Below are 13,480 nucleotides of genomic sequence, written 5' to 3' on the forward strand. Positions count from 1 at the left end.
CGCCACGCCGCAGCATCGCCACCTTGCGCTCGTCCACGTCCACGCACAGCACGTCGTTGCCAACCTCGGCAAAACAGACCGCCGTGACCAAGCCTACGTAGCCAGAGCCGAATATGGTGATGTTCATGCGGTGTCTCAGGTGATTTTTGGAAATCCGGTAATTATTACTCAAGAACTGCACCGAAGTTGCTGTGATCTGGGGTCTACATCACCATACCGTTCGATTTTCGATGAGGAGCAGTGCCTGTGGACAGAGTCGAGCGCGAATGCCTGATGGCCATGCAGCGGGCCAGCGATTACGCCGGCTGGCGCGAGGCGGCATTGGAGCTGGACCGTCATCAGGGCGCCGACGCCTGGAAGCTGGAGGACGCCTGCGACGACTACGACTGGCGACTGATCCGCTCCCGCCTGAGGCAGATCCGTCAGTACCGCGCCGAGCAGCAGCACCGCAAGCTGATCCATCACCTGCGCCAGGGCCTGCACTGGAACCTCGGCAATCTCGGCAACACCCAGCTCTACACCTACACCCGGGTTGGCACCAAGAAGCTGGTCACCGACTACCTGCGCGAAGTCTGCGAGGCCCTGGAGTTCATCCGCGACCTGCCGGACAGCGAGTTCGCCTATCCGGAAAAGCTCAACTTCTTCCAGAGCGTCGCGCTGTCCTACGGCCGTTCGGCGCTGATGCTCTCCGGCGGTGCCACACTCGGGCTGTTCCATGTCGGCGTGGTCAAGGCCCTGTTCCGCGAAAATCTGCTGCCGACCGTGCTCTCCGGCTCCTCGGCCGGCTCGGTGGTGGCCGCGACCGTGGGCACCCGTGCACCGCATGAGGCCGAAGAGCTGCTGGACCCGGAAAAGGCCTACTACCACTTCTGGAAAGTGCTGCCGCCGAAGATGATGCTGCTGCGTCGCGCGGTGATGGACCAGAATCAGCTCAAGCGCGCCATCGCCACCAATATCCGTGACCTCACCTTCGAGGAGGCGCACAAGCTCTCGGGCCGCATCGTCAACATCACGGTGTCGCCGGCCGGCTTCAATCAGGCGCCGAAGCTGCTCAACCACCTGACTTTCCCCTACCTCTACGTGCGCGAGGCGGTACTCGCTTCCTGCGCGGTGCCGGTGTTGTTTCCGCCGGTGATGCTGATGACCAAGAGCGAGGAGGGCGAGCGCACGCCGTACATGCCGCTGCTGCGCTGGAACGATGGCTCGCTGAAGTCGGATCTGCCGATGCTGCGCCTGCGCCGCCTGCACAACGTCAATCACTTCATCGTCAGCCAGACCAATCCGCACGTGCTGCCCTTCGTCAGCCGCCGCGACAACGACGGCCGTGGACTGGTCAACGCCAGCCGGCAGGCGGCGTATTCCACCGGCCGAGGCCTCGCCAGCGGTGTGCTCAACTTCGCCCGCGCCAACATGCCGTTCGCCGGCTTGCGCCAGGGCCTGGACACCGCCGCCGGCCTGCTCGACCAGGACTATCGCGGCAACATCAATATCGTTCCGGAAGTGAGTCTTTGGCGCTACGCCAACGTCACCCGCAATCCCAGCCAGGAGTCGGTGGTGCGCTTCATGCTCGAAGGCGAGCGCGCCACCTGGTCGCGGATGGAGATGATCCGCAACCAGACGGTCATCAGTCAGACGCTGGAAAACTGCCTGATCGAGCTGGAAAGCCGGCCCAACCGGCGCGAAGGCGAAGCCGCCGAGACGCCGGCCAAGAAGGCCAAGCTGCGGGTGGTCAGCCGCCGTGACTAACGCGGGGCTGCGGGGCTAGCTTCGGCGGCGGTACTCACCGTCCAGGGTCACCGGCCGCTTGAGGTCGGGGCGTGCCTGCGCCATCTGGCCGGAGAGCTTCTCGCCGAGCCGCTTGCGTATGCGCCCGCCGCCCAGCAAGAGGCTGATGGCGATGGCATCGGTGACGAAGCCGGGCAAGATCAGCAGCAAGCCGGCAAAGGCAGTGACCAGGCCACTGAACAGCTCCGCCGCCGGTAGCTCGCCACGCGCCACCGCCAGCTGGATGCGACGCAGCGCGGTAATGCCGCCGTGGGCGATCACATAGCTGCCAGCGGCCATCGCGCCCAGTAGCCAGAGCAGCGTGTACCAGCCGCCGATCAGCTTGATCGCCTGCAGGATGCCGTAGGTTTCCACCCCGACCAGAATCGCCAGCAGCAGGAAGGGCATCAGAGCGCCTCGATGCGCGCCGACTGCGCCTTCAGGGCAGCGAGGTCGCGTTCCTGCTGGGCGATCAGATCACGGGTCTTCTGCTGCACCGCTTCCGGCGCCTTGCCGAAGTTGGGGTTGGCGATGCGGCCGTTGGTGAGCACCAGATCGGCCTCCAGCTTGGCGATCTGCTTGGCCAGGCGCGCCAGTTCGGCGCCCTTGTCGATCAGCCCGGCCATCGGCACCAGCAGCTTGGCCTCGCCGAGCAGCGCCGTGGAGGACTCTGGCGCGGTCTCGTCAGCCGCCAGCAGCTTCGGCGCTTCGACGCGGGCCAGGAACACCACGCTGTCGCTCAGGCGCGTCAGGCGCTCGCGGTCGGAGGCGCTGGCATTCTGGACCAGCAGCGGCAGCACCTTGCCGGGCGAGATGTCCATCTGCGCGCGGATCTGGCGCACGCCGAGGATCAAGGCCTTGAGCCATTCGATGTCGGCTTCCGCCGCTGGGTCGATCTTCTCCGGCTGCGACACCGGATAGGGTTGAACCATGATCGACCCTCCGGCCTTGCCCGCGAGCGGCGCCACCTTTTGCCAGATTTCCTCGGTGAGGAAAGGCATCAGCGGATGCAGCAGGCGCAGCCAGGCCTCCAGAACCCGCACCAGGGTGCGGCGGGTGCCGCGCTTCTGTTCGTCGTTGCCGTTGAGCAGAGCCGGCTTGGACAGCTCCAGATACCAGTCGCAGTACTCGTTCCAGATGAACTGGTAGAGCGTCTGCGCCAGCAGGTCGAAGCGGTAGTCGGCGTAGTGCTGCGCCGCCTCGGCCTCGACGCGTTGCAGGGTGGAGATGATCCAGCGGTCGGCGGTGCTGAGCGTCGCTTCGCCGTCCAGCGAGGGGGCGTCGAGCGCGGCACCGGTCTCGGCGTCGATGGCGCCGAGATTCATCAGCACGAAGCGCGAGGCGTTCCAAATCTTGTTGCAGAAGTTGCGGTAGCCCTCGGCGCGGCCGGCGTCGAAGCGCACGTCGCGGCCATTGGTGGCGAGCGCGGCGAAGGTGAAGCGCAGCGCATCCACGCCCACCGGAGCGATGCCCTTGGGATAGTCCTTGCGGGTCTTGGCCTCGATCTTCGGCGCCGTCTCCGGCTTCATCAGGCCGGTGGTGCGCTTCTTCACCAGCGTGTCGAGGTCGATGCCATCGACCACGTCCAGCGGGTCCAGCACATTGCCCTTGGACTTCGACATCTTGTTGCCTTCGGGGTCACGCACCAGGCCGGTGATGAACACGTCCTTGAACGGCACTTCGCCGTCGTTGAAGTAACAGCCCATCATCACCATGCGGGCCACCCAGAAGAAGATGATGTCGAAGCCGGTAACCAGCACCGCGCCCGGGTAGTACTTCCGCAGTTCCGGCGTCTGCTGCGGCCAGCCCAGGGTCGCGAACGGCCAGATGTCGGAGCTAAACCAGGTGTCGAAGACGTCGTTGTCCTGAATTAAGCCAAAGTCCCGCATTTGCTCAATTTCGCGGCGCAGCCATTCAACCGCTCCTTTCTTTTCTGGCTGAGTTAGCTCCGCGAGTTTTTTCCGGCGCCCTTCTTGAAGGGCGCCGTTCTCGTCGAAGAAGTACTGTTCTGGCAGAGCTTCGTACTGGTGATGCTTTGCGATGAACGTTTCAATAATTCCGATGCCTGAATTGTCACCGTGAATGTATTGAGTGAGTGCCTTTTCGACAGCTTGCATCTCGGCCTCGAAGGCAGCCACTGCCGAGCGCTCGTTCCGAGAAACGTACGTGCAGTTTGTAGTGGAGTACCAAGCGGGGATGCGGTGGCCCCACCAGAGCTGGCGCGAGATGCACCAGTCCTGGATGTTGTTGAGCCAGTGGAAGTAGGTGGTCTTCCAGTTGTCCGGCACGAAGCGGATGCGGCCGGACTCGACGGCGTCGATGGCCGGCTTGGTGATGCGTGTGTAGCCACCCGGACGACCATCGGCCAGTTGCTGGCGTGTGAGGTCCACGAACCACTGATCGGTGAGATAGGGCTCCAGCACCGCGCCGCTGCGGTCGCCGCGCGGCACCTTCAGCTTGTGGTCCTCGATCTTCTCGACCAGGCCGCGTGGGTAGAGCGGCTTGCCGTCCTCGTTCTGCGTCGCGGGCGCACAGGCGAGGCCGGTCGCGGCTTCGAGGTCGGCGACCATCTGCTTGCGGGCCGCGTAGCGGTCAAGGCCGGCGTAGGGGAAGCCTTCGGCGATCTTGGCGTCCTTGGTCAAGACATTGATCTGCGCCAATTTGTGCCGCTGACCCACCTGATAGTCGTTGAAATCATGCGCCGGCGTGATCTTCACCACCCCGGTGCCAAACTCACGATCCACGAAGTCGTCGGCAATGATCGGAATCTCGCGGTTGGCGAGCGGCAGCAGCACGGTCTTGCCGATCAGGTGCTGATAGCGCTCGTCTTCCGGATGCACCGCCACGGCGGTATCGCCCAGCAGCGTCTCCGGGCGGGTGGTGGCGACGATCAGGTACTGGCCGCTGCCGTCGGCGAGCGGATAGCGCAGGTGCCAGAGCTTGCCGTTTTCGTCTTCGCTGACCACTTCCAGATCGGAGATCGCGGTCTGCAACACCGGGTCCCAGTTCACCAGGCGCTTGCCGCGATAGATCAGACCGTCTTCGTGGAGCTTCACGAAGTGCTCGATCACCGCCTCGTTGTAGGCCGGGTCCATGGTGAAGGCTTCGCGGCTCCAGTCCACCGAGGAGCCCATGCGGCGGATCTGCTGGCCGATGGTGCCGGCCGAGTACTTCTTCCACTCCCAGACCTTCTCCAGAAACTTGTCGCGGCCCAGTTCGGCGCGGCTGGGCTCGCCGGCGAGCTTGAGATTGCGCTCCACCACCATCTGGGTGGCGATGCCGGCGTGGTCGGTGCCCATCTGCCAGAGCGTGTCCTTGCCGGACATGCGGGCGTGACGGATCAGCGCGTCCTGGATGGTGTGCTGGAAGGCGTGGCCCATGTGCAGGGTGCCGGTGACGTTCGGCGGCGGAATCATCACCGCATAGCCCTCGCCATCGCCCGGCGTGTGCTGGCCGGCGGCGAACCAGCCGCCCTGTTCCCAGGCCGCGCGCCAGCGTGCCTCGATGGCGCCGGGCTCGTAGGTTTTTTCCATTTCGCTCATGTCGTACGTCTCTCGGCGCCCGGGTGGCGGGCGCATCGTCTGCTGTCGGGGAGTTTCGGCGCCGGGGTCAGGCGCGCTAGGCGCCGCGCAGTTCGGCGGCGGTCAGGGTGTTCTGCATCAGCATGGCGACCGTCATCGGCCCGACGCCGCCTGGCACCGGGGTGATGAAGGCGGCGCGCTGGCGGGCGGACTCGAAATCGCAGTCGCCGACCAGCTTGCCGTTGTCGAGGCGGTTGATGCCGATGTCGATGACGGTGGCGCCCGGCTTGATCCACTCGCCCTTCACCAGCCCGGGCTTGCCGACCGCGACCACCAGGATGTCGGCGCGGCCGACTTCGGCGGCGACATCGGCGGTGAAGCGGTGGCAGCAGGTGGCGGTGGCGCCGGCCAGCATCAGCTCCAGCATCATCGGCCGGCCGACGTGATTGCTAGCGCCCACCACCACCGCAGTGCGGCGCTTGAAGGGCTCGCCGATGCTCTTCAGCAGCTCCATCACGCCATAGGGCGTGCAGGGCCGCAGGCGCGGCGCGCGGCAGGCGAGGCGGCCGATGTTGCTGGGGTGGAAACCGTCCACGTCCTTGTCCGGGTGGATGCGCTCGACCACCTTTTCCGGGTCGATCTGGGCGGGCAGGGGCATCTGCACCAGGATGCCGTCCACGTTGGGGTCGGCGTTCAGGCGGTCGATCTCTGCCAGCAGCGCGGCTTCGCCGAGTTCCGGGCCGAATTCCAGCGGAATGGAGCGGATGCCAGTCTTCTCGCAAGCCAGGCGCTTGTTGCGCACGTAGACCTGGGAGGCCGGATCGGCGCCGACCAGGATGGTGGCCAGCGAGGGCGCGCGCTTGCCGGCGGCGAGTCGGGCAGCGACCGCCGTGGCGACGCGGGCCTGGACACTGGCGGCGACGGCTTTGCCGTCTATCAATTGTGCGGTCATGCGGTCTGTAGCCGGGCGGGGCGGGGCGCGCCCCGCGAAGGCCGCGCATTTTACGGGCTCGCCGGCCGCCACCCATAATCCGCGCCCCATGAACGCCGCTCCGCTCGTCCTCGACTCCCTGACCGTCGCCCGCGGCGATCGCGTCCTGTTCGAGCGCCTGGACCTGCGCATCGCGCCCGGCGAGGTGCTGCACCTGCAAGGCCGCAACGGCGCCGGCAAGACCTCGCTGCTGGAAGTGCTGGCCGGCCTGCGCACCCCCGAGGCCGGGCGCTTCAGCGGCCCCGAGCCCGAGCAACTGCACTGGATCGGCCACAAGAACGCCCTGCATCCGGCCCTCTCGGCGGTGGAAAACCTCGCAGCCTGGTGCGGCCTGCACGGCGCCGACACGGCCGGCATCCCCGCCGCGCTGGACCGCTTGCAACTCAAGGCCGCCCGCCAGCGACCGGTGAGGACCCTCTCCACCGGCCAGAAGCGGCGCAGCGCCCTGGCGCGGCTGCTGTTGCAGCGCCGGCCCTGGTGGCTGCTGGACGAGCCCCTGGCCGGTCTCGACGTCGAAGGCGCGGCCCTGCTCGCCGGCCTTCTCGCCGAGCACTGCGCGGCCGGCGGCGGCGCGGTGGTCACTTCCCACCAGGCCTTGCCGGAAGAGCATCTGCCGGTGCGGCACTGGAGTCTGCGATGAGCCTGCCGCGCGCCCTGGGTGCCGTCGTCGGCCGCGAGCTGCGGCTGGCCGCACGCGCGCCGGCCGAGGCGGCGCAACCGCTGCTGTTCTACGCGCTGGTGGTGGCGCTGTTCCCGCTCGGAGTCGCGCCCAACGAGCCCAGCCTGCCGGTCTATGCCCCGGCCCTGGTCTGGATCGCCGCCCTGCTCGCCAGCCTGATGACCCTGGAGCGGGTGTTCCGCAACGACTACGAGGACGGCAGCCTGGAGCAACTGGCCCTGGCGCCGCTGCCGCTGCCGCTGTCGGTGCTGGCCAAGCTGGCCGCGCACTGGCTGCTGGGCGGCCTGCCGCTGGTGCTGGCGGCGCCGCTGCTGGCCGCCGGTCTGGGCCTGGACGCCGCCGCCGGCCGCGCCCTGACCCTGGCCCTGCTGCTGGGCACGCCGACCCTGGTGCTGCTCGGCGGCTTCGCGGCGGCGCTCACCGTTGGCCTGCCGCGCGCCGGCGTGCTGCTGCCGATCCTGGTGCTGCCCATGCTCAGCCCGGTGCTGATCTTCGGCGCCGGCGCCGCCCGCGCCGCTGCACAGGGGCTGGACCCGACCGCGCCGCTATACTTCCTCGCCGCGTTACTGGCCTTGAGCCTGACGCTGGTGCCCTTCGCCGCCGCTGCCGCCCTGCGCAACGCCCTGGAAGGCTGAGCCGATTCGCTGAATCTGGTCCTTCGTCGCTTCTGCCTGTTCCGAACTCCCCTCCGTCGCCGCTGAGCTGCTGCCTACTGCGCAGTGGGGATCGAGCTGCTGTCTGTTGGTTGGCCTGGGTTGATATGCCTGTCTCTGTCCAAGACTGCTGGACGCCCGGCGAGGCAACGCTCTGCTGAGCACCTGAGCATGGCAGCCGGACACTGCTTGGTGCCGCTACCGCTAGATGCGGGCCGCCTGACGTGGGCGGACACGGATTGCCGACTGGCCCCAATTGATGGAGAGCCTGACCCCAAGTGATGTGGCGGGTCTGGCTGCAATCCGTGACGATCTAGTCACTTTTCGTGCTGCGCTGCAACAGACGAAAACCCCTAAATCCCCCTTCATTAAATCGTCTGCGCATTTGGAGCATTTTCGATGAGAACCCGATTGCTGCTGTCCGCTTTGGTACTGGTGCCTGTGCTTAGTTCCTGTGGCAATTCCGCCGTATCGACAGCGGAGTTGGCGCAACCGGAGGCGGTCCCGGTTGTAAAGGTCGATTTGGATCAGGCCTGGACACCTGAGCAGATCACTCAGTGGTACGAAATCGACCAAGGCGCGCGCGTGCTGCCACTGTCGTGGTTCCTCGCGCTCGAGCAGCCGGGCTCGACGCTCGCTTTCCTTGACGATGACGTCATGGAAACCAAGTACCGCATGCCCATGTACGACTCGCAAAGCGCGGCTGTACGCCTGCCGCGCGGCTGGGCTATCAACAGCATGGACGACAGCAGTTTCACCCAAACCAAATTGCGCTGGAAGAGCGGGCAGGGCACCACCGAGAAGTGGACGGGTTTCACCTGCGCCGCTTGCCACACTTCGCAAATCTCCTATCAGGGTACGAGCTTCGCCGTGCCGGGTGGGCAGGCGATGATCGAGACCCAGGTTTTTCTCGACGATCTGAACAAGGCGCTTGCCGAAACCCTGAAGGACAATGCCAAGTTCGAGCGATTCGCCAAGAAGGTGCTCGGTTCGGACGACACCGCCGCAAGCCGCACCTTGCTGCGCGCGGCTGTGACCAAGCTGCGCTATGACTCGCGCAACCACCTGTATTCCGAGCAGAGTGGGACTGACGGTATTGCCTACGGACCGGGTCGCCTCGATGCCGTCGGTCATATCTATGATCGCGTCTCGCGTGTCGTCGAAGCTGGTGACACGCACCGAAAAATTGTTTCCGATGCGCCAGTGAACTATCCGTTCATGTGGAACGTGCCGCAGCTCGATCGAGTGCAGTGGACGGCCTTCGCACCGAAGATTCAGGTTGGTGGGTATGACTTTGGTGCGCTGGTGCGCAACATCGGCGAAGTGTCCGGCGTGTTCGCCGACATGGAGATTCAGCCGCTCGGTCTGGGCTACGTCACCAGCGCCAACGTGCCGAATCTGCTGACGATTGAACGCAACCTCGGAGGGCTGCGCCCCCCACGGTGGCCGACCGAATTGTTCGGTGCGCTGGATGCTGCGCTGGTCGCGGAAGGCGAGACGCTGTTCGCCGGTAGCTGCGCTGCTTGCCATCAGGTGCTCGACCGCACCGATCTGGTCACGCCGATCTTGACCGACCGTACGCGTCTCAATCCGTCCGCGAGCAACAACCTGCTCACTGCGGCGCTCGAACCGCTGGTCACCGATCCAGTCGCGGCTTGCAACGGCTATCAGTCCTACACCGGTTCCGGCGAGATGATGGGTATGCCGACGCTGCCGTCGCTCACGGTTCAGGGTACGGGCCTTATGGGGCAGGAGGCTTACATGCTCGACATGACCGCTTGGCTCCAGGTCGCGCTGATTCTCGGTAGTTCCGACGAGAACCTCGCTGGTGCGGCCAAAGAGTTCCTCGAAAGCACGTTGGCCGATGCGCTCGATCTGCCGATTGGTCTCACGCTCGAAATACTGCTGAAGGCGTTGCAGGTCAATCCGGTTATCACCCATCCGTCGGAAGACAAGGCGGCCCGCATGGCTGAGTGCCTGGCGATCGACAACTCGCTGATCGCATACAAGGGTCGTTCACTGAACGGCGTTTGGGCGACTGCGCCTTACCTGCACAACGGTTCCGTGGCTTCGCTGTACGACATCGTGTTGCCGCCGGAACAGCGCGCCAAGACCTTCTTTGCAGGCACGCTGGAATACGATCCGGTCAACGCCGGCTACCGCACCGACGCAGCGGCGCCGAACAACACTTTTTTGTTCGACACCAGCATCCTCGGCAACCTAAACGGGGGGCACGTCTACGGCGTGGACACGATGACGGAGCGGCAGCGCCGCGCGCTCGTCGAATACATGAAGTCCCTTTGATCCCGGATCGACGGGGAGAACTTCGATGAAAATGCGCAATCTGTCGCTGGGTGCTGCGACGGCTGTGTTCCCTTTGCTGTTTGCCTGCGGCGCCTCGACGGACGGGGCGCCGCTCGGAAGCAGCGTTACGCCGTCGGCGGCGGAACAGCCGGCGCTGAGCGTGCCGGTCATTCTCGATCAGGGATGGACAGCCGAAGAACTGGCGACATGGATGAACACCTCCACCGGCTCGCGTCTGCTGCCGTGGACTTGGGCTCAGGCCTTAGAGCAGCCCAAAGGCACGGGGATGTTCATGAATCCCGATTATCTGTATGACGTGTACAAGATGCCCTTGCGCACCTTGCCGGATGGCATGGTGCTCCCGCGTGGCTTCGCGCTCAATGCGACCGATGACACGGATTACGGCATTACCAAGCTGCGCTGGAAGGCGGGCCAGTCCACCACCGAACCTTGGCTCGGGGTGAACTGCTCGGGCTGTCACTCGGCCGATATCCGATACAACGGCAAGGCGGTAACGGTGAACGGTGGCGCGACGCTGGCGGATACCTTCCTGTTCTTCAAGACAATGACCGAAGCACTGGAAGCCACTCGCGATGATGCGGCTAGGTTCGAGCGCTTTGCCAAGCGAGTTCTCGGGGCTTCGGACAGCGACAGCAACCGCAGAATGCTGCGCGCATCGATGGAGGTCATCATCGAGGAGCGCATGAACGCGTTGTTCGCGCTGGCCAAGAACGACGTTGCCGGTGGGCCGGGTCGCATCGACGCAACAGGCCTGGTGCTGAATGCGTGGCAGAACGTACTGCACTCGAAAGAGCCAACTTACAACCCGAACGACGCTCCGACCAGCTTCCCGGCACTATGGAACGTTCCGCAGATGGATCATCTTCAGTCCAGCGGCTTCGCGCCTTCACTGAACCTGCTCGACTCCAACGGCTATCGGTTCAACCCGCTGTTTTTCGCGGGCGACATCGGGGTGGTCATGGGCGACTTCGGTGATGTCGTTTCGACGCCGTTCCCGGCCAATTTGAAGGGCTTCAAGTCCAGCATCGACTTCAAGACGCTGCTGACCTTCGGCGATCTGCTCAATCGACTGAAGTCTCCTGCGTGGCCGAGCGATGTATTCGGCGCACCGGATGCTGCCCTGGTCGCACAGGGAGAGGCTTTGTTCGATAGCAAGGGCTGTTCCGGCTGCCACATGGAACTCAGTCGCGACGATCTTGAAACGCCTGTGTTGACGACGCTCGTGCCGCTCAAGGGTGAGAACGCGATCGGCACCGATAAGTGGATGGCCTGCAACACTTACCAGTTCACGATGCAGTCCGGCGACTTGGAGGGCATGCCGATTCTGCCGGATGGCACGCCGAGTGGTGGCGGCATCATCGGTAACCGCAACAAGGTGGGTGACGTTCAGGCGACCGCAGTGCTGCTTATCATCCTCGGTCAGATCGACAAGTTCGTCAGCGGAACCTTAAACAGTTACGTCGGCGGATTGCGGCAGACCGGCTTCCTGCCTTTGCCGGGTGAATCCTCCCTGCAATTGCTGAACCGTATAACGACGTCCGGGTTCACGATGCAGGACGAGCCTCTCCCTCCTGCGGACAAAAAAGCGCGCGGGGAAGCATGTCTGGCGAGTGATCACCGATGGTTGGCCTATCGTGCCCGTCCGCTCAACGGTGTCTGGTCTACGGCACCCTACCTGCACAGCGGTTCCGTACCGACTCTTTACGATCTGCTTTCGCCCGAGTCAGAGCGCCCCAAGATGTTCTGGACAGGCACCGAGCAGTTTGATCCTGTCAAGGTCGGCTATCTCACGGACAAGAGTGTTCCTGGCAACTCATTCCTCATGGATACGGGCATTCAGGGCAACCTCAACACTGGTCACAACTTTCCCAAGCAAGGTCTGACCGATGTCGAGCGCAAGGCCTTGGTGGAATACCTCAAGACTCTTTAACGGGGCTGGGGAGGCCTCTGGTCTGCGGCCTCCCCCAGTTGCCTCTTGCGGTAGGTGCTGGGGGAGGTTCCGGTCCAGCCACGGAAGGCGCGGTTGAAGTTGTTCTGCGACGAGTAACCCAGCTGGTGTCCGATTACTTCGATCGAGAGGCGGGGGTTGCTGAGCAGCTTGTAGCAATCGGCCTGGCGCTGCTGGTTCAGGAGCTTCTCGTAGCTGGTGCCGTGTTCCTGCAGGCGGCGTTTCAGGGTGCGGGGTGAGGTATGCAGTCGCTCGGCGATCATTTCCAGTCGCGGATGGGGTTCGTATCCAGCGCTGATGATCGCCGAAAGCACTTTGTCGATCAGGCTGCTTTCCATGTTCAGGGAGCGCAATTGGCTCTGGCACTGTGCCTCAGCCAGCCTGGCTGCGATGGGATCGACCAGATTGATGGGCCGGTCCAGAACCGCCAGGGGAAACTCGATGGCTAATCTTTCGCTATTGAATTTGATCGGTGGTAATTGGGAGACATATAGGCCTATATGCTCGGGCTCCGGAAAATTGAAATGCAGGAGCACCGGATGGTCCACGAATAATCCAGCCCTGTTCAGGACGGACCACCAGCCAATGGTGAACATCTCTGCAATGCAGCGACGGATGAATCCGGTGGGGATTTTTTCGCAGAAAGGGAAAATCGATTCGTGTGGATATTGTTCGGCAAAGTTAATGTAGGCGCTATTGTTTGATTCAATAAGTCTGGTTCCGATTCCAACCGTTATCAGGCTGGAATAACGAATGGCGAAATCCAGGGCGGCCCTGACGGTCGGTAAGCTCAGCAGGCCATGACCAACCGAACCGTGAATGAGCGGACTGTTCAGCAGGCCGAACTCGATGCCGAATTCCGCGCGCTGGGTAAGCCTGAGGGCGCGGGAAACCAAGCGCAGCCACTGTATGTGGGAGAGTTTTTCGTTGGGGTCGCTCAGAATGGCGGGTTTCTGGATGATTCCCTCGGTCATTTGTTTCTGATTTATGCCGTGATTTGCCGCAATCTCGATGATCAGCAAGCCATAGGCCACGGGAAGCATGGGCTTCAGGAATTCATCGGGAACCACCATGTCAATTTTTTTGATCATTGGTTGTTTGTCTTTCTGCGCTTGGGGGATCAATCCTGAGGTCCGAGGTGGGCAGTTAATCGGTCGATATGAATTTTTTTGCACGTATCATGCCAGCATCTGGCAATGCAATTGTATTTTATGCTGAAATGATCAAGAAAATGAGGCTGGTGCTGAATGAATGTAGTTTTTAGGAATTTATAAATAATTATTGTTTAAATGCGGATACACTCTGCTTTTAAGGTGGCTGAAAGTGAAATATGGAGTCTGGATCCAGGGATTATTTCAACGGTGGTCAAAATTTTGCCTCGGAGGCTTGCCTCCGACTGCCGTCCTGGGGGCGCTGGATCTGCCTTGCTCATCTGTGCGCCCTTCGGCCTGGCGGTTATGGCGCCGGCAGCATTTCCCCTGGGGTTTCGATGCAGAGCCGTTTTTTGCTGCCCGCATCGAAATGTACGAGCCGTCGCCGACCGCGCCGCTATACTTCCCCGATGCGTCGCTGGCCTTGAACCTGACGCAGGTCCCTTTC

10 protein-coding genes are annotated in these 13,480 nt (G+C 63.3%); 5 read left to right on the plus strand and 5 right to left on the minus strand.

Annotated elements, in window-relative coordinates; translation table 11 throughout:
• Window positions 1–127, minus strand: a 127-nt coding sequence (locus tag ED208_RS09545; RefSeq protein WP_148044722.1) for a hypothetical protein, incomplete at its 3' end; no start/stop codon positions are given.
• Window positions 128–246: 119 nt separating this feature from the next.
• Here ED208_RS09545 and ED208_RS09550 point away from each other — a divergent pair.
• Complete coding sequence (locus ED208_RS09550; RefSeq protein ID WP_233574988.1) at window positions 247–1,746, plus strand: DUF3336 domain-containing protein; 1,500 nt, start codon at window positions 247–249, stop codon at window positions 1,744–1,746.
• Window positions 1,747–1,761: 15 nt separating this feature from the next.
• On the opposite strand, the gene ED208_RS09555 is transcribed toward ED208_RS09550, so the two are convergent.
• The 3 genes from ED208_RS09555 to folD all read right to left on the minus strand — a co-directional run bounded on the left by ED208_RS09555 (window position 1,762) and on the right by folD (window position 6,237).
• On the minus strand, window positions 1,762–2,172 hold the full coding sequence (locus tag ED208_RS09555; protein ID WP_123211679.1) for an FxsA family protein: 411 nt from the start codon (window positions 2,170–2,172) through the stop codon (window positions 1,762–1,764).
• Window positions 2,172–5,306 carry a valine--tRNA ligase gene (locus tag ED208_RS09560; RefSeq protein WP_199720584.1) on the minus strand — a complete coding sequence of 1,045 codons (3,135 nt, stop codon included), beginning with the start codon at window positions 5,304–5,306 and terminating at the stop codon, window positions 2,172–2,174. The genes ED208_RS09555 and ED208_RS09560 overlap by 1 nt, the downstream gene beginning before the upstream one ends.
• 76 nt (window positions 5,307–5,382) lie before the next feature.
• Window positions 5,383–6,237, minus strand: a complete 855-nt coding sequence (gene folD, locus ED208_RS09565; protein WP_123211680.1) for a bifunctional methylenetetrahydrofolate dehydrogenase/methenyltetrahydrofolate cyclohydrolase FolD — start codon at window positions 6,235–6,237, stop codon at window positions 5,383–5,385.
• 88 nt (window positions 6,238–6,325) lie between these two features.
• On the opposite strand from folD, the gene ccmA reads away from it, so the two are divergent.
• The 4 genes from ccmA to ED208_RS09585 all read left to right on the plus strand — a co-directional run bounded on the left by ccmA (window position 6,326) and on the right by ED208_RS09585 (window position 11,863).
• Window positions 6,326–6,916, plus strand: coding sequence for a heme ABC exporter ATP-binding protein CcmA (gene ccmA, locus ED208_RS09570; protein WP_123211681.1), 591 nt, complete (start codon window positions 6,326–6,328; stop codon window positions 6,914–6,916).
• A complete protein-coding gene (ccmB, locus tag ED208_RS09575; protein WP_123211682.1) occupies window positions 6,913–7,590 on the plus strand; it encodes a heme exporter protein CcmB in 678 nt (225 codons plus the stop codon). Before ccmA ends, ccmB begins: the two co-directional genes overlap by 4 nt.
• Window positions 7,591–8,019: 429 nt before the next feature.
• Complete coding sequence (locus tag ED208_RS09580) at window positions 8,020–9,912, plus strand: c-type cytochrome (RefSeq protein WP_148044723.1); 1,893 nt, start codon at window positions 8,020–8,022, stop codon at window positions 9,910–9,912.
• A 25-nt stretch (window positions 9,913–9,937) separates the two neighbouring features.
• Complete coding sequence (locus ED208_RS09585) at window positions 9,938–11,863, plus strand: di-heme-cytochrome C peroxidase (RefSeq protein ID WP_123211684.1); 1,926 nt, start codon at window positions 9,938–9,940, stop codon at window positions 11,861–11,863.
• Here ED208_RS09585 and ED208_RS09590 read toward each other — a convergent pair.
• The gene (locus ED208_RS09590) at window positions 11,860–12,972 is read right to left on the minus strand and encodes a helix-turn-helix transcriptional regulator (protein WP_123211685.1); all 1,113 of its coding nucleotides are present in this window, start codon (window positions 12,970–12,972) and stop codon (window positions 11,860–11,862) included. The genes ED208_RS09585 and ED208_RS09590 overlap by 4 nt on opposite strands.
• Between the last annotated feature and the right edge of the window lie 508 nt (window positions 12,973–13,480).

The organism is Stagnimonas aquatica, assembly GCF_003730135.1.
Taxonomy (GTDB): Bacteria; Pseudomonadota; Gammaproteobacteria; order Nevskiales; family Nevskiaceae; genus Stagnimonas; species Stagnimonas aquatica.